At 60.7% G+C, this 24,625-nt stretch carries 24 protein-coding genes; 13 read left to right on the top strand and 11 right to left on the bottom strand.

Annotation, left to right across the window (positions count from 1 at the left end):
* Window positions 1-43: 43 nt before the first annotated feature.
* Together VNX23_RS04755 and VNX23_RS04750 are read right to left on the bottom strand one after the other, a co-directional pair.
* Complete coding sequence (locus VNX23_RS04755; protein ID WP_325628030.1) at window positions 44-1,006, bottom strand: substrate-binding domain-containing protein; 963 nt, start codon at window positions 1,004-1,006, stop codon at window positions 44-46.
* A 297-nt stretch (window positions 1,007-1,303) separates the two neighbouring features.
* Window positions 1,304-2,248 carry a metallophosphoesterase family protein gene (locus VNX23_RS04750; protein ID WP_325628029.1) on the bottom strand — a complete coding sequence of 315 codons (945 nt, stop codon included), beginning with the start codon at window positions 2,246-2,248 and terminating at the stop codon, window positions 1,304-1,306.
* 291 nt (window positions 2,249-2,539) lie between these two features.
* On the opposite strand from VNX23_RS04750, the gene VNX23_RS04745 reads away from it, so the two are divergent.
* The 3 genes from VNX23_RS04745 (at window position 2,540) to VNX23_RS04735 (ending at window position 5,608) form a co-directional block, all read left to right on the top strand.
* Window positions 2,540-2,797 carry a cupin domain-containing protein gene (locus tag VNX23_RS04745; protein WP_325628028.1) on the top strand — a complete coding sequence of 86 codons (258 nt, stop codon included), beginning with the start codon at window positions 2,540-2,542 and terminating at the stop codon, window positions 2,795-2,797.
* Window positions 2,798-2,957: 160 nt separating this feature from the next.
* On the top strand, window positions 2,958-3,428 hold the full coding sequence (locus VNX23_RS04740; protein ID WP_325628027.1) for a (2Fe-2S)-binding protein: 471 nt from the start codon (window positions 2,958-2,960) through the stop codon (window positions 3,426-3,428).
* 2 nt (window positions 3,429-3,430) lie between these two features.
* Complete coding sequence (locus VNX23_RS04735) at window positions 3,431-5,608, top strand: xanthine dehydrogenase family protein molybdopterin-binding subunit (protein WP_325628026.1); 2,178 nt, start codon at window positions 3,431-3,433, stop codon at window positions 5,606-5,608.
* Between the two features lie 203 nt (window positions 5,609-5,811).
* On the opposite strand, the gene VNX23_RS04730 is transcribed toward VNX23_RS04735, so the two are convergent.
* Entirely contained in the window at window positions 5,812-6,234 is a 423-nt protein-coding gene (locus tag VNX23_RS04730; RefSeq protein WP_325628025.1) for a DoxX family protein, read from the bottom strand.
* Window positions 6,235-6,348: 114 nt separating this feature from the next.
* On the opposite strand from VNX23_RS04730, the gene VNX23_RS04725 reads away from it, so the two are divergent.
* Together VNX23_RS04725 and VNX23_RS04720 are read left to right on the top strand one after the other, a co-directional pair.
* Window positions 6,349-7,311 (top strand): LysR family transcriptional regulator, encoded by a 963-nt coding sequence (locus tag VNX23_RS04725; RefSeq protein WP_325628024.1) that lies wholly within the window; start codon window positions 6,349-6,351, stop codon window positions 7,309-7,311.
* Between the two features lie 182 nt (window positions 7,312-7,493).
* On the top strand, window positions 7,494-7,850 hold the full coding sequence (locus VNX23_RS04720) for a nuclear transport factor 2 family protein (protein WP_325628023.1): 357 nt from the start codon (window positions 7,494-7,496) through the stop codon (window positions 7,848-7,850).
* A 141-nt stretch (window positions 7,851-7,991) separates the two neighbouring features.
* Here VNX23_RS04720 and VNX23_RS04715 read toward each other — a convergent pair whose 3' ends face one another.
* Window positions 7,992-8,342 (bottom strand): hypothetical protein, encoded by a 351-nt coding sequence (locus VNX23_RS04715; RefSeq protein ID WP_325628022.1) that lies wholly within the window; start codon window positions 8,340-8,342, stop codon window positions 7,992-7,994.
* 81 nt (window positions 8,343-8,423) lie between these two features.
* Here VNX23_RS04715 and VNX23_RS04710 point away from each other — a divergent pair, with 81 nt between their 5' ends.
* The 3 genes from VNX23_RS04710 (at window position 8,424) to VNX23_RS04700 (ending at window position 11,428) form a co-directional block, all read left to right on the top strand.
* The gene (locus VNX23_RS04710; RefSeq protein WP_325628021.1) at window positions 8,424-8,963 is read left to right on the top strand and encodes a TetR/AcrR family transcriptional regulator; all 540 of its coding nucleotides are present in this window, start codon (window positions 8,424-8,426) and stop codon (window positions 8,961-8,963) included.
* Between the two features lie 216 nt (window positions 8,964-9,179).
* On the top strand, window positions 9,180-10,247 hold the full coding sequence (locus tag VNX23_RS04705; protein ID WP_325628020.1) for a tryptophan 2,3-dioxygenase family protein: 1,068 nt from the start codon (window positions 9,180-9,182) through the stop codon (window positions 10,245-10,247).
* 2 nt (window positions 10,248-10,249) lie between these two features.
* On the top strand, window positions 10,250-11,428 hold the full coding sequence (locus VNX23_RS04700; RefSeq protein WP_325628019.1) for an aminotransferase class V-fold PLP-dependent enzyme: 1,179 nt from the start codon (window positions 10,250-10,252) through the stop codon (window positions 11,426-11,428).
* A 96-nt stretch (window positions 11,429-11,524) separates the two neighbouring features.
* Here the strand turns inward: VNX23_RS04700 and VNX23_RS04695 are convergent, their stop codons facing one another.
* Window positions 11,525-13,120, bottom strand: a complete 1,596-nt coding sequence (locus VNX23_RS04695; protein ID WP_325628018.1) for a 4-hydroxyphenylacetate 3-hydroxylase N-terminal domain-containing protein — start codon at window positions 13,118-13,120, stop codon at window positions 11,525-11,527.
* Between the two features lie 103 nt (window positions 13,121-13,223).
* The gene (locus tag VNX23_RS04690; protein ID WP_325628017.1) at window positions 13,224-13,994 is read right to left on the bottom strand and encodes an IclR family transcriptional regulator domain-containing protein; all 771 of its coding nucleotides are present in this window, start codon (window positions 13,992-13,994) and stop codon (window positions 13,224-13,226) included.
* Window positions 13,995-14,148: 154 nt separating this feature from the next.
* On the opposite strand from VNX23_RS04690, the gene VNX23_RS04685 reads away from it, so the two are divergent.
* The 5 genes from VNX23_RS04685 to VNX23_RS04665 are packed head-to-tail and all read left to right on the top strand — an operon-like array spanning window position 14,149 to window position 18,878.
* A complete protein-coding gene (locus tag VNX23_RS04685; RefSeq protein ID WP_325628016.1) occupies window positions 14,149-15,465 on the top strand; it encodes an ABC transporter substrate-binding protein in 1,317 nt (438 codons plus the stop codon).
* A 22-nt stretch (window positions 15,466-15,487) separates the two neighbouring features.
* Window positions 15,488-16,204, top strand: coding sequence for an ABC transporter ATP-binding protein (locus VNX23_RS04680; protein ID WP_325628015.1), 717 nt, complete (start codon window positions 15,488-15,490; stop codon window positions 16,202-16,204).
* A 3-nt stretch (window positions 16,205-16,207) separates the two neighbouring features.
* A complete protein-coding gene (locus VNX23_RS04675; protein ID WP_325628014.1) occupies window positions 16,208-16,915 on the top strand; it encodes an ABC transporter ATP-binding protein in 708 nt (235 codons plus the stop codon).
* Window positions 16,912-17,781 carry a branched-chain amino acid ABC transporter permease gene (locus VNX23_RS04670; protein WP_325628013.1) on the top strand — a complete coding sequence of 290 codons (870 nt, stop codon included), beginning with the start codon at window positions 16,912-16,914 and terminating at the stop codon, window positions 17,779-17,781. The genes VNX23_RS04675 and VNX23_RS04670 overlap by 4 nt, the downstream gene beginning before the upstream one ends.
* Before the next feature lie 8 nt (window positions 17,782-17,789).
* Window positions 17,790-18,878: a branched-chain amino acid ABC transporter permease gene (locus VNX23_RS04665; RefSeq protein WP_325628012.1), complete on the top strand. Its 1,089-nt coding sequence runs from the start codon at window positions 17,790-17,792 to the stop codon at window positions 18,876-18,878.
* 245 nt (window positions 18,879-19,123) lie between these two features.
* Here VNX23_RS04665 and VNX23_RS04660 read toward each other — a convergent pair whose 3' ends face one another.
* From VNX23_RS04660 to VNX23_RS04640, 5 genes are all read right to left on the bottom strand, one after another.
* Window positions 19,124-20,179 carry an SMP-30/gluconolactonase/LRE family protein gene (locus VNX23_RS04660; RefSeq protein WP_325628011.1) on the bottom strand — a complete coding sequence of 352 codons (1,056 nt, stop codon included), beginning with the start codon at window positions 20,177-20,179 and terminating at the stop codon, window positions 19,124-19,126.
* 155 nt (window positions 20,180-20,334) lie between these two features.
* Entirely contained in the window at window positions 20,335-21,057 is a 723-nt protein-coding gene (locus VNX23_RS04655) for an energy transducer TonB (RefSeq protein WP_325628010.1), read from the bottom strand.
* A complete protein-coding gene (gene exbD, locus VNX23_RS04650) occupies window positions 21,054-21,488 on the bottom strand; it encodes a TonB system transport protein ExbD (protein ID WP_325628009.1) in 435 nt (144 codons plus the stop codon). The genes VNX23_RS04655 and exbD overlap by 4 nt, the downstream gene beginning before the upstream one ends.
* Before the next feature lie 5 nt (window positions 21,489-21,493).
* Complete coding sequence (gene exbB / locus VNX23_RS04645; RefSeq protein WP_325628034.1) at window positions 21,494-22,231, bottom strand: tonB-system energizer ExbB; 738 nt, start codon at window positions 22,229-22,231, stop codon at window positions 21,494-21,496.
* Window positions 22,232-22,340: 109 nt separating this feature from the next.
* The coding region (locus VNX23_RS04640) for a TonB-dependent receptor (protein ID WP_325628008.1) at window positions 22,341-24,625 on the bottom strand (2,285 nt) is incomplete at its 5' end.

Genomic DNA, 24,625 nt, shown 5'->3' with positions numbered 1-24,625 from the left:
GCTTTGTTCGGACGCCAACCCGCTCCACGCTTGCTCCCGCCGATCATTTTACGTTCGGCTTGAGGAGTTCTTGCGCACGCGCAGAACTCAAATTCGCTTTCGTGATCAGGGTCGCCTCCATTACGATTTTGGCCGGCACCTTCTCGCCCTTCGCGGCGGCGAATGCCGTCTTGACGCCATCATAACCCATGCGAAACGGGTCCTCGACGATCAGCCCGGTAATCACATTGTCCTGCAGGAATTTGACGAGCTTTTCGTCCGATCCAAAACCAACGACGTGGATCTTGTCCTTCGTCGTCTTTTCGGCCACAGCCTGGCCCACCGCCTGCGTCATGACCGGATCCGAGACGAACACCCCGCGCAGGTCCTCCATACTGGCAATAAACTCCTTCATGATTCCGATGGCTGCTGCGGGCTTGCCGTCGGCGGCCTTTTCGGCGGCGACATTAATCGCACCATATTTCGCGGCGACCGCGTCCTTGAAGCCCTTGGCACGTTGATCGAACGAGGGAACCCCGGGAGTGGAAGTGATGATCACGACGTCGCCTTCAGCATCGGCATACGTTTTCTGGATGGCGGTAACGAGAGTGTCTGCTGCGATGCCGCCCGCTCTCAAGCTGTCGATTGCAAGCAGTGAGGTCATCGCCTTGGTGTCAGCAGATGAGTCGATGCCGATAACCTTGGTCTTTTTTGCCGCTTCGTCGATCGGCTTTCCGAGGGCGGCAAATTGCGCCGGTGCGATCACGATTGCCGCCGGGCCGGTTGCCACGGTTTTTTCGAGCACGCCAATCTGACCGTTCACGTCGGATTCGGACTGCGCGCCGAGGCCTACGACATTGACGCCGAGCTCCGCGCCCGCCTTGCGGGCGCCGGCGAGGACAGCCTGCCAATAAGGCGAGTTCAGGTCCTTTACGATCACAGGGATCGTCGGCTTTGTCTGGGCGAGGGCGGGTGTCCAAAGTGCTACACCGGCAAGCATGCTGGCAACAAGCACTATCTTTCTCATCATTTTCCTCCTGATTTGGGCTCAGTGCCCTTTGTGGTGAACAGGCAATCGCGGGTTCTCGCTTTGAGCAGGCGCGGCTTTGTCAAGTCCGCATCACTCCAAAATCGGAAACTCGCTTCCGCCGTCTGCGAACGATGCTTTGCATGTGAAGCGCCGTATCACCGAGGCCCGAACCTTCGCCAGGGAGATAGGTGAAGGATCAGGCTCCGGTGACACGCCGCCGCGCCACTGACAGAAAGATTCTTTCTAGAAGGCGATAATGTAGAATCGAAATGCTGCCAGCGGTGCGGAGTTTATTCAGACCGTCGCCAAGGGTTGATCGGTGACGGCGAGCAACTCCTTGCCCTGCGTGTAGACGACGGTTCTGATGCCAAGCACCGAGCGCAGTTTTTCCGCCGGAACGACGAGGGGCGTTGGCGCAGGGGCGCTACCAGGCGCCGGCTGAGGAAATGCCGTGGACCTCGCGGTGTGGAAATTGACGCTGCCTTCAACTTTCTGCATCAGCTGATGAATGTGTCCGTTGAGCACCGTCACCGAACCGAAGCGCTTCAACATCGACAACGCCTTCTCTGAATCCTCCGTGCCCCAGCCCCATTCTTTGGAGATCGTCCATAACGGAATGTGGGCGAAGACGACGATCGGCGTGGAGGCGGAAAGACCTTTCACATCATCGGCAAGCCACGCCAGTTGCTCTGGCCCGAGCTTGCCCATGCCGCCGGCCTCGAGGTTCATCACATTGTTGAGACCGATGAAGTGCACACCGTTCTGATTAAAGGAATACCAGCCCGTGCCCTTGGTGTTCCTGCCGTAACGCTCAAGGTAGGATTTTAGGGGAACCTCGTCGAGGTTGTCGTGTTCGCCTGGCACGTAGTGCGTCTCGAGCCCCGAACTGCCGATGACTTGCGCTGCGTCGTCGAATTCCTTCGGTTTCGACAAATGGGTGATGTCGCCGGTATGCAGCATGAAGGCCGGCTTGTTGGGAAGCGCCTTGATCTTGGCGATGGCCTCTTGCAGCGTGCCAAGCGCATTCGGATTGGCCGCTTTGTCAAAGCCGACGTGACTGTCGGAAATCTGCAGGAAGGTGAAACTGCTGCCTTCGGCTGCCTGTGCCGATTCGATCAGGCTGGATCGCGGAATACCGCCGCTCACTGTCCACAAAACGCCCGTGCCGGCCCAGAGCATGCATTCGAGAGCGTGACGGCGGCAAACACCAAATTCGTGATCATCATTATAATCTGACATAGCGTTTCCTCATTTTTGTCTTTGACCAGCTGAGCCGGCCAAAACTCAAGACCGAGGATGCGGAAGAATTATTTCCCCGGTGCGATACACGAAGAGGTGAGGTGCTCGTGCTCTCGATGTGAAGTAGCGGACTCAAAGAGGGCGCCGATGATTGAACGCAGAGCATTCAATGATTTTGGAGACGAGGATCGCACTGAAAGGCGAAACGCCATGTCATGGCGCCAATCGGATCGAGTTGATTGACGTTCAGATTTCCAGCGGTACGATCTTAGCGCATCTGGACGCGAAGCCGTGCAGGTCGATGTCGACTTCGAGCCTGATAAGCTCTTCGGCGGTCACATTCATGCGGGCGAAGAGATCATTTGTGTGCTAGAAGGATCACCGGAATACCAGATCCAAGGGAAACCGGTGACACTCAAAGCCGGCGATGTCCTCTTTATCCCGGCCGTGACGATCCATGCGGCGAGGAATGTCGGTGACGGCAATGCGGCAGAATTTGCCACCCATGTCGTCGAAAAGGGAAAGCCGCTCCTGCCGACGGCAGAGTGAGAGCTGCGGCTAGCAGCAGCGAACGGCCTCCAACGATACATCACGGGCGATTTACCGGCTCCGCGCGGTTTCAATCTGGTTTTGAGTCTGATGTCGAAGTGACGAACTACCCGCGCGCCCGTCACGTCGCGCGGGGGCAACAGAACGCAGGAGAGGTGCCATGGCCTTTAGCATCAAAGTCAACGGAAACGCCCACGAGGTCGATGTCGACGGTGACACGCCTCTGCTCTGGGTCCTGCGGGATGTGCTCGGCATGACCGGAACAAAATTTGGTTGCGGCATGGCGTTGTGCGGCGCCTGCACAGTGCATATCGACGGCGTCGCGACGCGCTCCTGCATCACTCCCATCGACAGCATCGGCAAGTCGCAGGTGACGACCATCGAGGCGATCGGCGCAACACCCGCAGGTGCCAGGATCCAGAAGGCATGGCTCGACCATGAAGTGGTCCAGTGTGGGTACTGTCAATCGGGGCAAATCATGTCCGCGTCGGCGCTCCTTGCCAGCAAACCGCATCCAACCGATGCCGATATCGACGATGCAATGAGCGGAAATATCTGCCGCTGCGGGACCTACACACGTATCCGTCAAGCGATCAAGCTCGCCGCTGAACCGAACGCAAGGGGAGGCTAACCATGACCTTCAATCAGATTTCGCCCAGTGCCGTTAGCCATAATTTCTCGCGGCGCAATTTCCTGGTAACGAGCGCGGCTTTGGGTGGGGGACTGGTCCTTGGCCTCAACCTTCCATTCGGCAGGAGCGAAGCCGCCAGTTCCGATAACTTCACGCCGAATGCCTTCATCCGTATCGGCAATGACGGCCAGGTTGTTTTGACCATGCCCTATGTCGAGATGGGACAGGGCACGTACACCTCGATTCCAATGCTGATCGCGGAAGAACTCGAAGTGAGTTTGAAGCAAGTACGGCTTGAGCATGCGCCGCCGAACGAAAAACTTTATGCAAATCCGTTGCTGGGCGTGCAGGCGACGGGCAATTCGAATGCGATGCGGGGCGGCTGGAAGCCGCTACGCGAAGCCGGCGCGACCGCGCGAACAATGCTCGTCTCGGCGGCGGCCAAGCGTTGGGGCGTCGATCCAAAAACCTGCCGCGCCGAGGACGGTGAGGTGATCCACGACCCGACCAAGCAGCGCCTGAACTACGGAGTTCTTGCTGGCGAAGCTGCAACCATGCCGATCCCCACCAATGTCGCGCTGAAATCGCCCGCGGAGTTCAAGCTGATCGGCACGCCGGTCAGGCGACTCGACGCGCCCGCAAAGGTGAACGGCACGGCGGTCTATGGCATCGACGTGCGCCCGCGCGGGGTGAAAATCGCGACGCTCGCGCAATCCCCCGTGTTCGGAGGGCGCGTGCGAAGCGTGGATGAGACGGCTGCCAAGACCATCAAGGGCGTGCGGCAGGTCGTTCGGCTCGATGACGCCGTTGCCGTTGTCGCGGACCATATGGGAGCCGCGAAAAAGGGCCTGGCGGCGCTCAGAATCGAATGGGACGAGGGGCCGCATGCGAAACTTGCGACCGATGCCATCGCGAGTGACCTCGAGCATGCAACGCTCGGTACGGGAGCGGTCGCGCAAAATATCGGAGATGCCGACAAGGCAATGGCGGATGCAGCCACCAGGGTCGAAGCAATCTATCAGGTCCCGTTCCTGGCCCATGCGACGATGGAGCCGATGAATTGTACGGTTGATCTGCGCAAGGACGAATGCGAGATCTGGATCGGCAATCAAGCGCTTGCGCGCGTCCAGGCGATGGCCGCAAAGGCGGCTGACTTGCCGCCCGAGAAGGTCATCGTCCACAATCATCTGATCGGCGGCGGGTTCGGCCGTCGGCTGGAAGCGGACGGTGCAATTCGCGCCGTCGAGATCGCCAGGCAGGTCGAAGGCCCCGTGAAGGTTGTGTGGACACGTGAGGAGGACATCCAGCACGACATGTATCGGCCATATTGGCTCGATCGCATTTCTGCCGGGCTCGACCAACGAGGCCGGCCGGTGGCCTGGAAGAATCGTTTCGCTGGTTCTTCGGTGGTCGCGCGGTGGCTGCCGCCAGGCTTCAAGGATGGACTCGATCCCGATTCGACGGAAGGCGCGATCGATCTGGTCTATGACCTGCCCAACTTCCACGTCGAATTTGTGCGCGCGGAACCGCCGGGTATCCCGACGGCGTTCTGGCGCAGCGTCGGTCCGTCACACAACGTTTTCGTCACTGAAAGCTTCATGGACGAAATGGCGGCCGCAGCGAAACAGGATCCGGTCGCCTATCGGCGCGCGCTGCTCGACAAATCGCCCCGTGCCAGGGCGGTGCTCGATCTTGCCGCGGAAAAAGCGGGATGGGGACAGGCCTTGCCGAAGGGAAGCGGCCGCGGCGTGTCGCTGCAATTCGTCTTCGGCAGCTACATGGCGCAAGTTGCCGAGGTCGAAGTCTCGAAGGAGGGCACCGTGCGCGTCCGCCGCGTGATCTGCGCGATCGATTGCGGCACCGTCGTCAATCCCAACACGGTGCAAGCGCAGATCCAGAGCGGAATTATCTTCGGCGCCACGGCTGCGCTCTATGGCGAGATCACGCTGAAGAACGGTCGTGTCGAGCAGACCAATTTCGACAGCTATCAGATGATCCGCATGAACGAGGCTCCTTCTATCGAGGTTTACGTGGTGAAGAGTTCGGAGCCGCCCGGTGGAATGGGCGAAACCGGAACCTCGGCCATCGTGCCGGCGATCGCCAACGCAATCTATGCGGCGACGGGCAAGCGTCTGCGCAAGATGCCTGTCGACAGCAACATTCTGAAGCAGGCGGCGTGAGCGGCGAGGTAAACTTGAAGCGGACACCGAAGCGTCAACGCCGGCCAATGCGGCGGTAGCGGAGCGGTAGGCAAAGCGTCAGTCTGAACAGGGCCGCGTTCGCTATCCGAGAGGGCGGCGGCGAAATTGATCTCGCCGCCGCCGAGTCCACGGAGCTCGTTGAGAAGAAAAAGCTCATGATGGGGCCGGTCGCGGTAAGCTCTTCAGGTGGCCACGGCCGGCCTTGAACCGAGTTCGCCACTCCTGCGCCAATTGTCGATGCTGAGTGCACCTGCCCCGAATGCCGCGATCTGCAGAAGCCCGCCTGCCATCATCACGTTCTTGAGGAAGTGGATCATCTGGTTCTGGTCGGCAAAGTTATTGTGAAACGAAACCGCTGTCGCGAGCGAGAAGACAGCGAGGGCTATGGCGACGGAGCGAGCCTGATAGCCGGCGATCAGGAGCACACCACCGCCGAGTTCGAGGGCAACGGCGACGGCGAACGCCAACGGGGGAAGAGGCAATCCGGCGGCGCTGATCATCCCGGCTGTGGCGCTGTAGGCACCCAGCTTGCTCAGGCCACTCATGGCAAAAGGAAGACCGATCATCAGTCGGCCAACAAAGGGAAGGTAACGGGTCGCGGTCATTGAAGCTCTCCTTGAAACAGGTCTCCGCATCTCCTTGCGGGTCGCGCCAATATTGTTGCGGAGGGCGATTTTTCGAAATAGAAATGAATGAAATTCATCGTTGCAGGAATGTCGATGTCCAAGCTGCCTGACTTCGAGGGGCTCGCGATGTTCGCCAAAGTGGCCGAAGAGCGATCGTTTGCTGCGGCGGCCCGGGCCATGGGCGTATCGGTGGCCACCGTCTCACGAGGCGTCACACGCCTCGAACAGCGTCTTGGGGGGCGCCTGTTCAACAGGACGTCGCGGCGGCTCGCATTGACGGATTATGGTCACACGCTGGCTGAGCGGGCCTCGAGGATCTACGCGGAAGCAGAGGAAGCCGAGGACTTCGCGCGCGAGACCTCGAGTCGCCCGCGAGGACTCGTGAAGCTTGCCGCCCCGTTGTCCTTTGGCGCTCGCTGGGTCGCACCAATGCTACCGGAATTCTTTCGCCGCTATCCCGACATCGCGGTCGATCTTCACCTCACCGATGCGCAGACCGACCTGATCGGCGGCGGCTTCGACGCCGCGCTGCGCATCGCGGTCCTTGAGGACTCATCGCTTGTCGCGCGGCTGATCGCACCCGTGCACCGGTTTCTGGTCGCATCGCCAGGCTACATCGCACGCTACGGCCGCCCGAAGCACCCACACGACCTGGAAGCCCATCGATGTCTGAGCTACGCCAACAGAGCAAAGCGCGACGTCTGGCGCCTTACGCATCGCAAGACAGGCGAGGAGTGCCCCATCACGCCAACCGGGCCGCTCAGAGGAACTAGCGTCGAGGCGTTGTTGCCGACGGTGCTCGAGGGTCTGGCGATCACCGAGCTACCCGAGTTCATCGCGACACAATATTTTCCGAACAAGCAGCTTGAGCCGATTCTCACCAATTGGCGCCTGCCCGAAGGCGGATTGTATTTCGTGACTCCAACGGCTCGCGCGCGTCCCGCGAAGGTTTCCGCCTTGGCCGATTTCCTGATCGCTGGATTGACGGACGCGCGGTGGAGCGCAGAAGTGGCGATGGGCTGGAAGCCGCCGGCGCAACGGAGCAGGAAGGCATAGACCACAGGCCGCTCCAGCAAAGGATCGCTCCTCTGCCACGTTGCGAACATGGCTGGGCCTCTCGAGCTCAGGCCGCTTTCAAATCGACATTCCTGCAACGATGGCTTTCATCCATTTCTATTTCGAAAACGCGCCCTCCACCACAAATTGCTGTGGCCAGGAAGGAAACACGGAGATCCGCCATGTCGGACAGGATTCATGAACTGCTTAACCGCAACCTCCAGGAGGTTTTCGGTGAGGGCAACGCCGCCCGCCGTCGTGCGGCGATCGAGGAACTCTATACCGATGACTGCGTCCTCTACGTGCCGCCCGGCGTTTTCGTCGGCCACGACGCATTGGACAAGTTCGCAGGCGACCTGCGTGCGACTCACCCTCACTTTGCATACACGCCTCACGGCGAGCCGCAGGCACTCCACAACGCCGGCCGTCTGGCGTGGGGGTCCGGTCCGCGGGGGGAGAAGCCCGATTACACGGGCTTGGACGTGATCATCGTTCGCGGCGACAAGATTGCCGCGCTCTATGTGTTCCTCGATGTGTGAAATATCAGCGAACGCGATGACACCACGGGCGAGTGCAGTTGTCGGAGCGTCCACCACATCTCATCAAGGACCGTATTTGTTACAAAGATATCCGCCGGCCTGGCGTCAGCTTCAGTAAAAGTATCATGGGTCGAAGCTCGTCTAGTAACCGGCGACCGCGAGCGCTGCGACGGCGCTGAGCAGAATCCAGCCAAAATGCTTGCCCCGTGTGCCCCAGGCATTACCGACCGCGCTGAAGACAAACAGGCAGGCAAACGCCACGATCATCCAGTGCCGGGCCGATTCCGACCCCATCGAAGGGGCCGCGATCAGGAGCACGCCGCCGGCGATCCAGGCGACCGTCGGGATCTGCCACACCAGGCGAAACAGCGTCCGCAGCCGCCGAGGCTCGATCGTCACCCGCGGGAACACCTTGGTCTCCGTGAGCACGCCATGGGCTACCGCCGCCGCGATGGCAAGGAGCCCCGAACATTGCAGCAAGACGTCACGCATGGAAGACTCCATACAGTTGCGTATGGTACTAGCACTGTCACTGGTACCCGTCAATACATGAGTGTATGGTAGCGTGGCATCATGCCCGATCAGCTCTCAGCCAAAGACTGGCTCGACCAGGGCCTCAAGACGCTGGCCGCAAATGGCCCCGGCGCGCTGAAGGCCGATCCGCTGGCGAAGGCCTTGGGAGTGTCGCGCGGCAGCTTCTACTGGCATTTCGCCGATGTCGCCGCGTTCCGCACCGCGATCCTTGCCTACTGGCGAGAGGTCTCGGCCGAGCGGATCATTGCCGAGCTCGAGGCGGCGGCGGAGCATGAGAATCCGTTGCTGCTTTTGTTGCGCCGGACATTCTCCAGCCGCCTGGCACTGGAGAAGGCGGTGCGCAGCTGGGCGACTTTCGATACCGAAGCGCGAAACGCCGTGCAGGCCATCGACCGCCGGCGCATCGACTATATTGAAGGTCAACTCAAAGTGTCCGGCCTCGCGGAGGATGTTGCTCAGGCTCGCGCCCAAATCCTCTATTGGACGTTTGTCGGCTACGCGCTGTCCGACAAGCGGCTGCCGAAGGCAAAACAGGAGGCCGCGTACGACGAGCTTGTGCGGATCGCGCTCGGAAACTGATACGCAGACACCCGCGACCGAAGGTGGCCCGCAGTCGACCAACGAATGACCGCTTCGATCGCTGTGCGCTACTCTGGTTCGAGGCGATAAGCCCCTCTGAGGATCGTCGCGCCCGTCGCTGTCCCGCAAGCGCTTCCGGATCACTTGATACGGAACGATATTGCGACGATGATGAAGGGCAACGAACTGGTATCGTCACCTCGAAGGAGGTTAGCCGTGCGCGCACCGATCTACTACGGCGATTACCTGCAGCTCGGTCGGCTTTTGGCTTCGCAGGAACCCGAAAGCGCCAAGATCGGCGTAAATGCCCATGACGAGTTGCTGTTCATCATCGTCCACCAGGCCTACGAGCTCTGGTTCAAGCAGATCCTGCACGAGCTCGATCGGATCGAGACGGATTTCGGCGCGATCCCCGTCACCGATGATGCGATGGCCCGTATCGTTCATGGACTCAACCGCATTCATGAGATTCTCAAGCTGCTCGTTGCCCAACTCGATGTGTTGGAAACCATGACGCCGTTCGATTTTCTGGATTTCCGCGATCTGCTAATGCCGGCTTCCGGCTTTCAGTCGCTGCAGTTTCGGTTGATCGAGGCGCGGCTGGGGTTGCTGGCCGAAACGCGCATCGCGTTCGACGACAAGGCGATCGACGAGCGGCTGTCCGAGTCAGACCGGGCCGCACTTCGCGCTGCCGGCAACAGACCGTCGTTGTTCGATTTGCTCAACCGATGGCTTGCACGCACGCCCTTCCTCAATTGGGGAGGAGAGACGTTCCGCGACGCCTACCGGGCCGCGGTCGAAAGACATCTCGCCCGCGATGCCGAGTTGGTGCGCGATGATCCGGCGATCCCGCCGGAAAAACGCGAGCGCGAGCTCAAGAGCATCGAGCAGGCGATTGCATCGTTCTCGGCGATCTTTTCCATGTCCGAGGACGGCGGCGGGTGGCGACTTTCGCCGCAGTCGGTTCAGGCGGCTCTGTTCATCACGCTCTATCGCGACAAGCCAGCCGTGCAGCCAGCGTTCCGTCTGTTGACGGCGCTTATCGACATCGACGAAACCTTGACGCTGTGGCGTTACAGGCATGCGCTGATGGTGGAGCGCATGATCGGTTTGAAGATCGGTACCGGCGGCTCGTCGGGCCACGCTTATTTGCGGACCACGACTGAACGGCATCGCATCTTCTCCGACCTCTTTCGTCTCTCCACTTTCCTGATCCCACGCTCGGCAGTGCCTGAGCTTCCGCCCGCGATCCAGGCGCAGATGAGCTTCGTGTACGCATCATGACCATGCTCGATCTCACGGCCCATTTTGCAAAGTTCCGCGCCGCGGCGCCCGAGCGGATCAACCTTGCGGCTCACAGCCACCATGACTGGCCCGATGTGACTTTCGCGGCGCAAGCGGAGTGCTGGCTCGACGCGGCACGGCTCGCGGGCGACAAATGGAATCTTGTATTCGGAGTACTTATCCCGCGCGTCCAGGCGGGCATTGCACGGCAGCTGCACCTGCCTGATCCGTCGACGATTGCCGTCGGGCCCAACACGCACGAATTCCTGCGTCGGCTCTTGTCGTGTTTTACGGCCAATCGGCCAACCCGTATCCTGACCAGCGATGCCGAATTCCACACCGCAAGACGTCAGCTAGAACGTCTCGAAGAAGATGGGCTAGTCGCCGTTGCACGGATATCCGCCGAACCATTCGATACGTTCACCGAGCGGTTTCATGCGGCATGCGCCAAAGGTGAACATGACCTTGTCTTTGTCAGCCAGGTTTTCTTCACCTCGTCCGCGACATCGGGAAATCTCAGGACATTGGTCGAGGCGGTGCCATCGCAGGATACGTTCATTGTGATCGACGGCTATCACGGCTTCATGGCGCGACCAACCGATCTTTCAGCTATCGCCGGCCGCATCTTCTATCTTGCTGGCGGCTACAAATATGCGATGGCAGGCGAGGGGTGCTGTTTCATGCATTGCCCGCCCGCTTATGGACCAAGACCGCGCGATACCGGCTGGTTCGCCGATTTTGGCGCGCTTGCAGGCCCAAATGGCAAATCGGTCGGCTATCCCGAACACGGCGGGCGCTTCCTCGGCGCGACCTTCGATCCCTCAGGACTCTACCGACTCGCGGCCGTTCTCGACTGGCTGGCGCTTGAACACATCACGGTCGAACAAATCCATCTGCACGCGCGGGCGTTGATGAAGCGCTTTCTCGACGGCCTCGACGTCATGCAGATCGAGGGCCTGCGCATTTCGGACCTGGTCACCCCGTTTGGCACCAAAGCCGAGCATGGCAATTTTCTTACCTTCCGGACGCCGCGCGCCGCCGAGATCGAAGAAAAGCTTGCCAGCGTCCACTTGCATTGCGATCACCGCGGTGATCGGCTTCGTTTCGGTTTTGGCATTTGCACAAACGCCCGGGACGTTGACCAGGCCCTGGCAAGAGTGGCGCGGGCGATTGCCGGCTAGCCTCCTAAACGCAGACACGGTTGAATGGGCCGCGAACTCCCTGTTCTTGCTCCGAGATTTCCACGGATCGCCCATCGAGCCGTTTCCCGACGTCGCTCATCTTCGCATGACGTGATAACTGAGGTCTCCTGGATCAGTGAGATCAGGCACTTTCCAACCGTCGAGATCGTATTCCGCCATGCAGTCTTCGACGAAGCCTTTGAACTTTTCGGCGTTGCCGGACGCCAGCGCCCCCCAATAGTTGAACAGCCGGATCTGCTCGGTGGCGCCGCCATAGTTGATCTCGTAAAGCTCGTGGCGACCGCCAAACTCGGTGCCGAGGCTGTCCCACAACAGTTTCATCAGCTTGACGCGCTCTTCGGCCTTGTAGCCGTTGGAGCCGCGCATGTACTGATCGATGTAGGGCCTGATCTCGGGGTTCTTGAAGTCACGGGTATGACTGTTGAGATAGATCAGGCCGGAGGCAACGATCTGCTCGATCAGATATTTGATCTTGGTGTAGGCAATGGTCGAGAGCACTTGATAGGCGTTACCGGGATCAGCGTTGGGTTGAACGTAGTCGCCGATCCAAGGCTTGGGATCGCGCACCATGGCGTCGCTCAGCCCCCAAAACAGATTGCGCCATGCGATGATCTCGCCAATGTTCACCTGCACACCGCGAAAATCCTTGCTGCCCATGGCCTCGACGGCTTTGAGCAACAGACCAGTGATGAAGTCGAGTTTCACGGCGAGCCGCGTGCAGCCGTGCACGACAAAACGCGACAAAAACCCGGTGCGCGGGAAGAAGTTGTTGGCTTTTTCGATATCGGCGTAGACGAAGACGTTTTCCCAGGGAACCAGCACCTTGTCGAGGATGAACACAGCGTCGTTCTCGTCGATGCGGCTTGACAGCGGGTAATCGAACGGACTGCCCATAACGGTCGATGTCATCTCATAGGAAGTGCGGCAAAGAAACTTCACGCCCTTCGCGTTGGTCGGAATCATGAAGACAACAGCGAATTTCTTGTCCTGCAGCGGCAGCTGGCCGTGGTGCGCCACGAACGTGTAGTTGGTCAGTACCGAGCCGGTGGCGACCACCTTGGCGCCGGACACGATGATGCCAGCGTCCGTTTCCTTCTCGACATGGCAGCAGACGTCAGCGACTTCATTCGGCGGGCGGTCGCGATCGACCGGCGGGTGGATGATCGCGTGGTTGACGAAGGGCAAGCGCTCCTGGCTGAATTTGTACCAGCGCCTGGCGTTGTCCTGGTACGGCTCGTAGAAATCGGCGTTCGCACCAAGAGTAGCGAGGAACGCGGCCTTGTAGTCGGGGGCGCGACCCATCCAGCCATAGGTGATCTTCGCCCACTCGGCGATGGCGCTGCGGCCGGCAAGCAGGTCGTCCATGGATTTCGGCGCCTTGAAGAAGGCGTGGGTCTTACCGCCATTGCCGGTATCGGTCGGCACAAGGATCTTGTCCGCGCGTTTGTTGTCGTGCAGCGCGTCGTAGAGACGGGCAACCATGCGCGCCGTGTTGCGGAAGGCCGGATGTTCGGTGACGTCTTTGACCCGCTCGCCATAGATGTAGACCGTGCGATCGTCGCGCAGTGAATCCAGATATTCCTGGCCGGTCTGCGGGCGCGTGACTTTGACGTTGCCCGTATGCTCCGGCGGAATTGCCAACGCCGGCTCGCTCTGCGCTTTTCCTGCCATCTGAACCTCCCTAACTTGTTCGATTATCGAACGAGTGTCCGTATTTCGAACTTGAGGCGACGATACGGCTGGTCCCTCCTGATGGCAAGAGAGGACGAGTGCGTCAGACCGTGGTCCAGGAGACCTGTTCGGAGATTCGGTTCAATTCCGGCAGAAAGAGCTTCCGCATTTCATTGCGGGTCGTGCGGGTCGAGTGGGTCGACAGATTGATCGCGCCGATGGCTTGTCCGGTACGGTCGAAGACCGGCACGGCCAACGCGCGAAGGCCGCGCTCGAGTTCTTCATCGACGATGGAGAATCTCTGCTCGTGGTCGGCGCAAATGCGATCGAACAGCGCCTGCAGATCGGTGATGGTTTGCGGGGTGTAGGCCTCGATACGTTGTGACTTCAGCCGCCGCCAGATTTCGGCTTCATCGAGATAGCCGAACAGGATTCGTCCCAACGCCGTGTGCAGGGCCGGAAGCCTGCTGCCGACCGACAGCGCTGCCGACATGATCCGCCGCGCCGGCACGCGCGCGACATAGACGATGTCGTTGCCTTGCAGGATCGCGGCTGAGCACGATTCGCCGAGACGCTCGCTAAGCTCTCGCATCAGCGGCAATGCGCGATCGATCCAGCTCTGCGTCGACAGATAGGCGAAACCGAAGTCCAGAATCCTTGATGACGGTGAAAACGTCCGGCCATCCTGCTTGACATAGCCCAGCATGGACAGGGTTCGCAGCACGCGCCGAGCGGTCGCCCTCGACAGTTCGGCAACCTGGGCCGCTTCGGATAACGTCATGGTCGGACGCTGCCGGCCGAAGGCACCTAGCACCGCGAGGCCCTTGGCAAGCGTCGTCATAAATTCCTTGTCGGGATCGCCTTTACGTTGCATCGGTGGTCCCATCCCGTCGCGGGCTGTTGACTCCATCTGACCTCTGACGGAGACTGGTCGACTAACGAACGTTCGTTCGAATATCGAACGCCGGCGCGACTGTCAAACGATCCGCGACGCGGAACCGGCGCACCCTTGAGGGGAGGACGCGCAGATGACCTGCCACAGCAATCGCCATTCGATCGACCGCCGCTCGTTGCTGAAATATTCCGCCGCGACGGGTGCGTTGCTTTCGATGGGAGTTCATGCACCCGCGATTGCGCAGACGCGTGCCATCAAGCTCGGCTATGTCAGCCCGCAAACCGGGCCGCTTGCCGCGTTTGCCGAGGCCGACAATTTCATTCTCGCCAATTTCAGGGAAGCGACCAAAGCCGGACTCAAGATCGGCAACGCGACCGTACCCGTCGAGGTCGTCGTGAAGGACAGCCAGTCCAATCCGAACCGTGCCGCCGAGGTGGCAAAAGATCTCATCGTCCAGGACAAGATCGATCTGATGCTGGTCGCATCGACGCCGGAGACGACAAACCCGGTTTCGACACAATGCGAAATTGAGGAGGTAGCGTGCATCTCCACGATGGCGCCCTGGCAACCCTGGTTCATCGGCCGCCAGGCCAATCCGGCCGGCGGGCCGCCCGCATGGAAGGATTTCAACTACACCTATCATTTCTTCTGGGGGCTCGAGGACGTCATCGCCGTTTTCACCAACATGTGGAGCCAGGTCCCGACCAACAAAGCCGTCGGCGGACTATTTCCCAACGATGGCGACGGCAACGCCTGGGGCGACAAGGTGGTCGGTTTCCCGCCGGTTCTAGAAAAGGGCGGCTACAAGCTCACCGATCCCGGCCGCTACCAGAATCTCACGGACAACTTCTCTGCCCAGATTGGCGCGTTCAAGTCGGCCAATTGCGAGATCATTACCGGCGTGGTGCTGCCGCCGGATTTCACGACATTCTGGAAACAGGCTTTGCAGCAGGGTTTCAAACCGAAGGTCGCGTCGATCGGCAAAGCGATCCTGTTCCCGGTCGCGGTCGAAGCGCTTGGCAAGGACGGCAACAACCTGTCCTCGGAGGTCTGGTGGTCGCCGAACCATCCTTTCAAGTCGTCGCTCACAGGCGCAAGCGCCAAGGATCTTGCTGCCGCCTATCAGAGCGCGACCAAGAAGCAATGGACGCAGCCGATCGGCTTCGTCCATGCGCTGCTCGAAGTCGCCGTCGACGTGCTCAAGCGTTCTCCGGATCGCGACTCCAAGGCGCTTGTTAAGACCATCGCTGCGACCAATCTCGACACGGTTGTCGGCAAGGTGCAATGGAATGGGGCGAACCTGCCACCGTTCGCGGCCAAGAATGTCGCCAAAACGCCGCTCGTCGGCGGCCAGTGGCGGTTCAAGGACGGCAAGTACGACATTGTCATCACCGACAACCGGACCGCGCCCGCGATCCCGGTAGGCGGCAAGATGGAGGCTATCACCTGATCACGCTGCGCATTGACGGACCATGCTGCTCGAAATCGCCGGCCTCAGGAAAAGCTTCGGTTCAATCGTCGTCGCCGAAAACCTCGATCTTGCGATCGCCCCGGGCGAGGCCGTCGGGATCATCGGGCCGAACGGCGCGGGCAAGACCACGCTTTTCAATCTGATCGCCGGCGGCCTGTCGCCGAATGGCGGGAACATCCGATTCGATGGGCGCGACCTCGCGCGCTCGCCACCACAGGCTCGATGTCTGGCAGGGATCGCGCGCACGCACCAGATCCCGCAGCCATTCGAAAAGCTCACGGTGTTCGAGAACCTTCTGGTCGGTGCGGTGTGCGGCCGTCGCAAGACCGAGCGGGAGGTCACGCAGTCCTGCGGCGAAATTCTCGAACGGCTCGGCCTGTTGAAGCGCGCAAACGCGCCTGCGGGCTCTCTGACGCTGCTCGAACGCAAGCGGCTCGAATTGGCCCGGGCGCTCGCAACGGCGCCGCGGCTTCTGCTGCTCGACGAGATCGCCGGCGGCTTGACCGAGGGCGAGTGCGTTGAACTCGTCGCTGCCATTCGCGAGGTCCGCCGGAGCGGTGTGGCGATCCTGTGGATCGAGCACGTCGTGCATGCCTTGCTGGCTGTAATCGATCGCCTGGTCGTGCTCAATTTCGGGCGGAAGGTCGCGGAGGGATCGCCGAGCGAGGTGATGCGACTGCCCGAGGTGCATCAGATCTACATCGGCATCGAGGCGTGAGTCATGCCGCTTCTGGAGACCCACAAGCTCACGGCCTTCTACGGCGACTTCCAGGCGCTCTTCGGCATAGACACCACTTTGGATGAGGGCGAGACCATAGCCATCATCGGCGCGAACGGGGCGGGGAAGTCCACGTTCCTGAAGGCGATCGCAGGCCTCATAAGGCGGCCGGCCGACAGTGTCCTCTTCAATGGCGAGCCGATTGGCTCGCAAAATGCAGCCGACATCGTCAAGCTCGGCGTTGCCCTCGTGCCCGAAGGGCGACGGCTATTTCCATCGCTCAACGTGGAAGAGAACCTGATGATCGGCGGATATGGCCGCAAGACGCCGGGTCCATGGTCGCTCGACCGTGTCTACTCCCTGTTCCCGGTCCTGAAGGACCGGCGATCCTCCAGCACGCCAGTTCTGTCGGGCGGGCAGCAGCAGATGGTCGCAATCGGGCGTGCGCTGATGTCCAATCCCCGCGTCCTTCTGTGCGACGAGATCAGCCTCGGGCTCGCGCCGATCATTATTGCAGACATCTACACCGCGCTCCCACAAATTAAGCGCGAGGGTACCAGTGTCGTGCTGGTCGAGCAGGATATCGTTCAAGCGATGAAAGTCGCCGACCGCGTCTACTGCTTCCAGGAGGGCCGTCTCTCGCTCTCGGGCCGTCCGCACGATCTGACGCGCGATCAGATTCACCGCGCTTATTTTGGTTCCATGAAATGACGGATTGGCTCAACGCATTTATCCAGGGCATCCTGTTGGGGGGACTCTACGCATTGTTCGCGGCGGGACTTTCGCTCATCTTCGGAGTGATGCGGCTGGTCAATTTGGCTCATGGCGACCTCATCGTGCTCGCTGCCTTCGCCATCCTTTTCGTTGCTGCCAAGCTCGGTCTGGACCCCTTCGTCGCCGTGCTGGTTGCGCTTCCGATGCTGTTCGTTGCCGGCTTCGCGCTTCAGCACGTGCTGTTGAACCGCACGCTTGGCCGTGACCTGCTGCCGCCCCTCCTGGTCACCTTCGGTCTCTCGATCATCATTCAGAACGGGCTCCTTGAGATTTTCTCGGCCGACAGCCAGCGTTTGCGCTCCGGCGCGATAGAGACGGCGTCATTGGCGCTCGGTGGCGGCGTCGCGGTCGGCGTCGTCCCTGTGCTGACGCTGTTGTCCGCAGTCGCCGCGATCGTGTTCCTCAATCTCGTTTTCTATCACACGCCGCTCGGCCGCGCCTTCCGCGCGACCTCGGATGATCTCGAAATAGCCCAGCTCATGGGCATCGATGTCAGCCGCATCTTTGCCATGGCCATGGGCCTCGCCTTTATCGTGATTGCGATCGCAGCGCTTTATCTCGGATTACGGGCAAATTTCGATCCCAGCATTGGTCCCGCCCGGTTGCTCTACGCCTTTGAGGCTGTGATCATCGGCGGTCTCGGCAGTTTTTGGGGGACTTTGGCCGGGGGCATCATTCTTGGCCTCGCGCAGACCATGGGAGCCCAGTTCGATCCGGAATGGCAGATCCTGTCTGGCCATCTTGCCTTTCTCGTGGTGCTGGTTCTCAGGCCGCGCGGCCTGTTTCCTCGTGCGCTCGATTGAGCAGGTGGATGATGGACGATGGAGCGGTGCAGCCCGCGCAAGCATTCCGCATCAAGACCGCGGGACGCGCCTCGCGCGCCGTCTGGACTGCCGCCTTCGGCATTCTGCTCGCGCTGGTGCTGCTGCCGACATTCGCGGGCCGCAATATCATTCAGGATTTGATCTTCCTGTTCTACATGCTTGCGCTTGCGCAATGCTGGAACCTGCTGGCGGGCTATGCCGGCCTCATCTCCGTGGGCCAGCAGGCCTTTGTCGGTTTTGGCGGCTATCTTCTGTTCGCGCTCACGCTTCTCGGGGGCATCAACCCATTGCTCGCCATCCCGATTGCGGGCTTTTTATCCGCGATATTTGCGCTGCCAACGGCACTCATCGTATTCCGCCTGCGCGGCGCATATTTTGCGATCGGCACCTGGGTCGTAGCCGAGGTCTATCGGCTGGTTTTCGCCCAGTTCAAGTCGCTGGGCGGCGGCACCGGGACATCACTCTCACCGTCGGTCACGTCGGCCGTGCCGGGCATTGAGTGGGTCAGGACGTTGCTCGACGTGCGCACGCCGGTAGCTCGAGATATCGTCTCCTATTGGGTGGCGCTTGCGCTGATGATAGGTACGCTTGTCTTCGTCTATCTCGTTCTTCGGTCGCGCCGAGGCCTTGCACTTGGTGCGATCCGCGACCACGAAGCCGCAGCCGCGGGTCTCGGCGTCGATATCTATCGCACCAAGCTCGCCGTTTATATCGCCACGGCCGCCGTGACCGGCATGGTGGGCGCGCTCATTTATCTGCAGAAGGCGCGCATTTCGCCCGACGCCGCCTTTTCGGTACTCGACTGGACCGCCTATGTTATTTTCATTGTCGTCATCGGCGGCATCGGAACGATGGAGGGCCCGGTCATTGGCGCCGTCATTTTCTATCTGATGCAGCGTTATCTCGCCGACTTCGGGGCCTGGTATCTCATCCTCCTCGGCACTCTCGGAATTCTCATCATGCTCTTCGCGCCGAAGGGGCTGTGGGGCCTCATTGCCGAACGCTATGGTCTGACGCTTTTTCCGACAGGACGCCTACTCGTCGTGACTGCGAACAAACCGCAATCCAAAAATTGATCGCACGCGCGCCGGTTTGAAAAGCTGTGTGCCAATACAATGGCGATAAAGTTGCGGTCGGTATCTGGACGACAAAACCGTTGGCAACGCTCGATAACTGGTCTCCGGCCGATAGCCGCCATATTCCCGTTTTCGGGAGACTTTGGCCGGAGACCTCTTTCAAGCCGCGCTGTGTTTTAGAGGCGGCAGTTAGTTAGCGCCTTCTTCCCCTCTAGCAAGTGCGGAACAACGCTGCGGACCCCGGTCTAATCCCGGCTGGGCTCCAGTGGCGGAATCACCGCCGGGATCTGGGACACGGTGTAGTGCTTGGCCTGCAGCGTCCACGCCGAATCGACCGCCGGCAACGCACCCGCGAACGGCAGGAACAAGGTCAAGTTCGAGACGTAGAGCTTCTTGCCATCAAGCGAGAAAGCAAGGCTCGCCGGGAACAACAGCCCGCTTGCCACGCCGTCCTTGTTGAAGCCGTTGAAGTCGCCAAGCTTGGCGATCACCTTGCCCGTCTTGTCGATGACAACGATATCATCTTCCTGGTTGGCGCAGATCCAGATGTTGTCGTCGTGATCGATTGCTATTCCGTCCGGCGCATTGATGCCGGTGATGAAGACCGACGCGGCACCCGCGCTGCCGTCCGGATTCACGGGAATCTGGATGATCTGATGAAACGCCGTGTTGGCCACAAAGAGCACGTTGCCGGCATTGTTGAACTCGACGCCATTGGCGCCAAACGGCGGCGTGAGCCCAACGCCTGGGCCGAGCAACGGGCTGTTCGACCAGATGGTCGGTGTCCCGCCGTTGGGGCCGACCTTCCAGATCACGCCGTTAAACGAATCGGAAATGTAGGCGTTGCCGAGTTTATCGAAGGTCAGCGCATTGAGGCCGGAGCCTGCCAACGGCGGAGTGGCGAAGACCGACGACGTGCCGCTCACCGGGTCGACATGCAGGACCTTGCCGGCGCCGAAATCAAGCACCAGCAGGAATCCGTTGACGGGATTGAAGCGCAATCCGAGCACGTGGGGACTCGAATTTGCAATGGTCACCTGTCGTAGAACCTTCCCATTCGGCTTGAGGACGTAAAGCGTCGCGCTGTCCGTCAACGCGCCGGTAGCATTGAAACCGAATGTTGGCACGTAGATGTTGCCATCGGGACCAACCGTCAGGCCCTCGACGCTCGAGGGTTGCCCCGACGAAGTGTTCGGCAGCACCGTCAGCACGTCGGCATCGCCGCGATCCCAGGCGCTAGCGGACGGCGCCGCCGCGACAAGGCCCAGCAAGGCGGCGACACACCAAATTATTCTCATCATATTCTCCTCCCCTTAAGCCAGGGTTTCTCGAATGAACCCTGAACTTTGGAGGTTATGCCAGAATAACCTCAGTAATGTGAAGTCGCCGTCCTTGCCTCACGAGCAAGATTGGCCGGGTTGCGCGGCAGCCCGTTGTGAAATCCGCAGCTTGTTCGCTACCGCGAGAAGTTCACTGGCGCGATGTAGCTGTCTTTCTCGCCCGGCTTGGTAGCGGGAAACGGCGGGAACGGGCTGGCACGGCTGAGAAGATCAAGCGCCTCCCGGTCGAGGGCCGCGTTGCCCGACGACTTCGTCACCGCGCTGCCGATGACACCGCCCGCGCGGTTCAGTTCAAAACGCACCACCACGGTCCCGGCAGCCCCGCGTGCTGATGCCGGATAGCGTTTGAAGCGCTGGATGTGGCCGAATACAAGCGCGTTGTAGGCCCTTGCGCTGGCCTCCGTGAACTGGCCGACGTGTTCCGTCTTCGGTGGCGCGCGCGTTTCGGGAGCGGGTGGCTGGACAACCGGCCTCTCGGTTTCGATTTCCTTCTCCTGGACTTGCGGCAGCGCGATCTCGTCTTGCTGCGGTGGCAGCGGTTGTGGCTCGAGCTTCTCGGTCGGCTTCTCCTCGTCCTTCGGCTTCGGCGCCTCTTCGGCCTCCTGCATGGCAGGTCCGACCGCAATGTCCTGATTCTGTATCTCGGGCGAACTCGCCTCGACCGGCAACAGCGATACCGCGATGGCAGGCAGGACGACAGGCGGCTCGACCGGCCGGCGCGCATACCACAGGACAATGCTAGCCACGAGCAACGCGTGGGCGAGCACGATGGTCGACGCTGCAACGGCCCAGCGCGACAGTCCTCGTTGTTGAGGAAGATGAAGCGCCAGCGCAGTCATTTCTTTTCGGCCGGTGTTTCGAGCCCGACAAGGGCGAGCTTGAGATATCCGGCGTCGCGCAGGACGTTCATCACCCCCATCAGCTCGCCATAGCTCACCGACCTGTCGGCGCGGACGAAAATCGTCTGATCCTTGCGAGTATTGGTGGCCGCATCGAGCGCTCCCGGCAGGGTCTCGCGCGCCACAGTCGTGTCGCCGACCGCGATCGCAAGGTCAGGCTGGATGGTGAGGAAAACCGGTTTGTCGGGCCGCGGCTGCTCCGGCGCGGTCGAAGCCGGCAGGTTGACGCCGATATCGACGGTCGCAAGCGGAGCCGCCACCATAAAGATGATCAAGAGGACCAGGATGACGTCGATGAACGGTGTGACGTTGATCTCGTGCTGGACTTCGAGATCGTCGTCGCCCGATTTTGAATTGAGACGCAGGGCCATGTCGGCTACTCCGCAGCGTGCCGCAACGGCGCGGCGCGGCGGCGCTGCCCGCGGCTGACCATCAACAGAAGCTGCGCCGAAGCATCGCCAAGCAAGGTGCGATAGCCGGCGATGACACGGGCAAGGTGGTTGTAGATCATGACCGCCGGAATGGCCGCCACGAGCCCGAGCGCGGTGGCAAGCAAGGCTTCGGCGATGCCGGGCGCCACCACCGCCAGATTGGTGGTCTGGGATTCGGAAATGCCGATGAACGCATTCATGATGCCCCACACCGTACCGAACAGGCCGACGAACGGCGCGGTGGCGCCGATGGTCGCAAGAATGCCCGCGCCGCGGGTTACCTGTCGCGTCATTGCCGTCTCCACGCGCTCCAGCCGCAAGGCAACCCTTTCCTTGAAACCGTCGTCGATGATGCCGCCGGACAGCTCCGCCTCGCGCGCCGTGGAGGTGATCAGCTGCGCAACCGCGTCGCGCGCCTCGCCACAGGCCCTTAGCGCCTCAGCCAGACTGTCGCCTGCCTCCAGCATCCTGATCCGCCGCAGTGCCAGGCGTCTTGCGGATCGCAGCTCGATGGTCTTGGCAAGCCAGACCGTCCAGGTCACGAGCGAAGCAAAGGCGAGCCCGACCATCACCGCCTTCACCACGATGTCGGCGTTGAGGAACATGCCCCATGGCGAGAGGTTGCGCGGCAATAGCGCAGTCGGCGCTTGCGCCAGTGCGGCTTGCGAAATCATCGCGGCCATCGAAGCAAGGCTCACGATCTTCGCAGCCGCCGAAGCTCTCGCACGCCGCAGCTCTCGGCTTCGATCGTCAATCCTGGTCACGTTTTGCGTCATCTTGTTTCCCTGCCGCTCATATCTTTTGTGTAATGCCGAAAAAGAATCCGCGCCGGGGCCCGAACTGGGGTGCGAACACGCCGATGCCCGAGCCGTCCCTGATTTCGTAGATCGTGTCGAAGAGGTTCACGATGTCGAAGCGGAAGGTCGTGGGCTTGTTTGGAGCGACGATGTTGAAGTCGTGCGAAACACCGACATTGAACTGCGTGTAGGACGGCACGTGATCGGTATTGGCAAAGCCGGACCGCAGTCCGCTGCCGTAAATCATCGAGGCACTGAACTTCGTCCCTTCCCAGAGGTAGGAGGCGCCGGCGGATGCCGTCAGCTGCTGGGCATGATCGGTGAAGATGTAGTGCGTTGCGATGAAGGCCAGTTCGTCGGGAGAAAAGAGAAACTGGTTGGATACGATGTCCTTGCCGATCTGCGTCGCCCACGCCAGATTGCCGTAAGCGCGGAAATTGCCGTTGACGTAGTTGGCCTTGAGTTCAAGGCCCTCGTTGATTCCATTTGCATAGTTGAATCCGGTCAACACATAGGCTGCCCCGAACTGGCCGTCGTCGAGCAGGTCGCGCGCAAGTTTGTAGTACGCGTCGACTCCGACTTCGAGGCCGGGTATCGCATAAATCTTCTGCACAACGCCGATGTCGAAGACATTCGATCGCTCGGGCAGCACCGGATCGTTGACCGGCACGGCGGGCGTCTGCGTGTTGGCGGGCGCGGTTGGCGGCGTGACCAGTGCCAGATTGACAGGGGCCGCGATCACCTGCACGGGTGGTGTAAAGTATCGCGCGTAGCCGACGTGGAACGTGGTGCCGTCGGTCGGTTTCCAGGTCAGGCTGACGCGCGGGCTGAGCTGATTGGCGTCCACATATTGAAACATCTGGTCGAACCGCAGGCCGGTGTTCAGCGTCAGCTGGTTGTTGATTTTCCATTCGTCCTGAACGTAGGTGCCGATCAGCCAACCGAGCTTCGAGCTGGAATCGAAGACGGTGAAGGGCGGACCGAAGGGAGCGCCGGTGATTGGATCGGTCTGATTGCCGGTGACGGGATCGACCGGCAAAACCGTGGATACATTGTTGACCAGTGAACGCTCGCTACTCGCCGAAAATCCAAAGCGCAGCGTGTGGGCATAGCCGATGCGGTAGGCAGTATCCTCCTGAATGCCGTTGGTGACACTCTGACGGTAAACGTCGGAGGCGATGCCATTGATGAGGATGTCGCCCACCGGATCGGGCCGGAAATGCAACTGGTTGTAACGGTTGAAATAGGAAAGCTGATAGTCGATATCACCCATCGACTTCTGGTAGGCGACGACATTGAAGTTGGTGAATTCAAACTGCCGCTCGTTGAGCAGCGCTGAATTGAACGAATTCAGCCCGAACGCCGTGAAATTGGCCGGCTGGCCGGGATTATTGGGAATCTGAAACGCCGCATTGTAGGTGCCGCCGATATAGGTCAGGCGGCTGGTCGGATCGATCACGGTCGAAACATAGGCAAAGCCTTTTTCCTGAGTCGTGTGATCGTGGATGGCGTTGGAAGCTGGGGTCGGATTCTCAATGCCGAGATTGTTCTGCAGGTAACGGCCGGTCAGGTAATACTGGGTCTGGCCGGCGGTGCCGCCATATTCGAAATAGGGCGAGATCGTTTGATGGCTGCCGCCATAGAGGCTGACGCTGCCAGAGTTGTTGAACGCATCGGTCTTGGTCTGGATGTCGACAAGCCCCGCGGTGCGCAGGCCGTATTGCGCGGGCAGCGCGCCCGTGATCAGGCTGAGGCTGCCGATGAAGCCGGTGTCGAGGATCTGGCCAAAGGCTCCGACGCCATCGGGGAGCTGAATGCCGTTGATACGAAATTGAACGTTGGCGTGCTCGTTGCGCACGTGCAGGTCGCCGCTGGCGGCTGAGTCCTGCGTGACACCCGGAGCCTGCAACAACACTTTGTCGAGTCCGGTATTGACGCCCTGCGGCAGGGATTCAATGTCCTGATGACTGATCTGATAGGTTCCGGCCCCAAGCGGCGCCAATATCGTGTTCCGCGCAGCGTCCAGCTTTTCGTTTTGGGTGGCGACCACCTGCGCCTGGGTCGGAGCTGGTGGCTGCCTTGACACGACCTGCGGCGGCGGGGTGCGTGGCTTCTGCCGCTGCACCGGCGCAACCACCCGCGTCTCCGGCAAGACAGTGCCGCCCCCAGGCCGCGGCGCAGGTGCCGCCTCCTGCTTTTGCTCGGGAGCTGGACCGGCGCCGCCTTGCGGTGGCGCAGGTTCGGCGGTCGGAGAGGCGGCGGGTTGCGGCGTCGCCGCGG

Source organism: Bradyrhizobium sp., assembly GCF_035570375.1.
In the GTDB taxonomy this organism is placed as follows: Bacteria; Pseudomonadota; Alphaproteobacteria; order Rhizobiales; family Xanthobacteraceae; genus Bradyrhizobium.
The sequence above is the reverse complement of the archived record's forward strand: the minus strand, read 5'-3'. Positions and strand labels throughout refer to the sequence as shown.

Coding starts and splice junctions, on each gene's coding strand:
- VNX23_RS04750 (WP_325628029.1), bottom strand. CDS start 2,248: ATGTCAGATTATAATGATGATCACGAATTTGGTGTTTGCCGCCGTCAC.
- VNX23_RS04710 (WP_325628021.1), top strand. CDS start 8,424: ATGCCCGATCAGCTCTCAGCCAAAGACTGGCTCGACCAGGGCCTCAAG.
- VNX23_RS04735 (WP_325628026.1), top strand. CDS start 3,431: ATGACCTTCAATCAGATTTCGCCCAGTGCCGTTAGCCATAATTTCTCG.
- VNX23_RS04715 (WP_325628022.1), bottom strand. CDS start 8,342: ATGCGTGACGTCTTGCTGCAATGTTCGGGGCTCCTTGCCATCGCGGCG.
- VNX23_RS04675 (WP_325628014.1), top strand. CDS start 16,208: ATGCCGCTTCTGGAGACCCACAAGCTCACGGCCTTCTACGGCGACTTC.
- exbD (WP_325628009.1), bottom strand. CDS start 21,488: ATGGCCCTGCGTCTCAATTCAAAATCGGGCGACGACGATCTCGAAGTC.
- VNX23_RS04730 (WP_325628025.1), bottom strand. CDS start 6,234: ATGACCGCGACCCGTTACCTTCCCTTTGTTGGCCGACTGATGATCGGT.
- VNX23_RS04720 (WP_325628023.1), top strand. CDS start 7,494: ATGTCGGACAGGATTCATGAACTGCTTAACCGCAACCTCCAGGAGGTT.
- VNX23_RS04700 (WP_325628019.1), top strand. CDS start 10,250: ATGCTCGATCTCACGGCCCATTTTGCAAAGTTCCGCGCCGCGGCGCCC.
- VNX23_RS04755 (WP_325628030.1), bottom strand. CDS start 1,006: ATGAGAAAGATAGTGCTTGTTGCCAGCATGCTTGCCGGTGTAGCACTT.
- VNX23_RS04695 (WP_325628018.1), bottom strand. CDS start 13,120: ATGGCAGGAAAAGCGCAGAGCGAGCCGGCGTTGGCAATTCCGCCGGAG.
- VNX23_RS04665 (WP_325628012.1), top strand. CDS start 17,790: ATGATGGACGATGGAGCGGTGCAGCCCGCGCAAGCATTCCGCATCAAG.
- VNX23_RS04725 (WP_325628024.1), top strand. CDS start 6,349: ATGTCCAAGCTGCCTGACTTCGAGGGGCTCGCGATGTTCGCCAAAGTG.
- VNX23_RS04685 (WP_325628016.1), top strand. CDS start 14,149: ATGACCTGCCACAGCAATCGCCATTCGATCGACCGCCGCTCGTTGCTG.
- VNX23_RS04655 (WP_325628010.1), bottom strand. CDS start 21,057: ATGACTGCGCTGGCGCTTCATCTTCCTCAACAACGAGGACTGTCGCGC.
- VNX23_RS04660 (WP_325628011.1), bottom strand. CDS start 20,179: ATGATGAGAATAATTTGGTGTGTCGCCGCCTTGCTGGGCCTTGTCGCG.
- VNX23_RS04740 (WP_325628027.1), top strand. CDS start 2,958: ATGGCCTTTAGCATCAAAGTCAACGGAAACGCCCACGAGGTCGATGTC.
- VNX23_RS04690 (WP_325628017.1), bottom strand. CDS start 13,994: ATGCAACGTAAAGGCGATCCCGACAAGGAATTTATGACGACGCTTGCC.
- VNX23_RS04670 (WP_325628013.1), top strand. CDS start 16,912: ATGACGGATTGGCTCAACGCATTTATCCAGGGCATCCTGTTGGGGGGA.
- VNX23_RS04680 (WP_325628015.1), top strand. CDS start 15,488: ATGCTGCTCGAAATCGCCGGCCTCAGGAAAAGCTTCGGTTCAATCGTC.
- exbB (WP_325628034.1), bottom strand. CDS start 22,231: ATGGCCGCGATGATTTCGCAAGCCGCACTGGCGCAAGCGCCGACTGCG.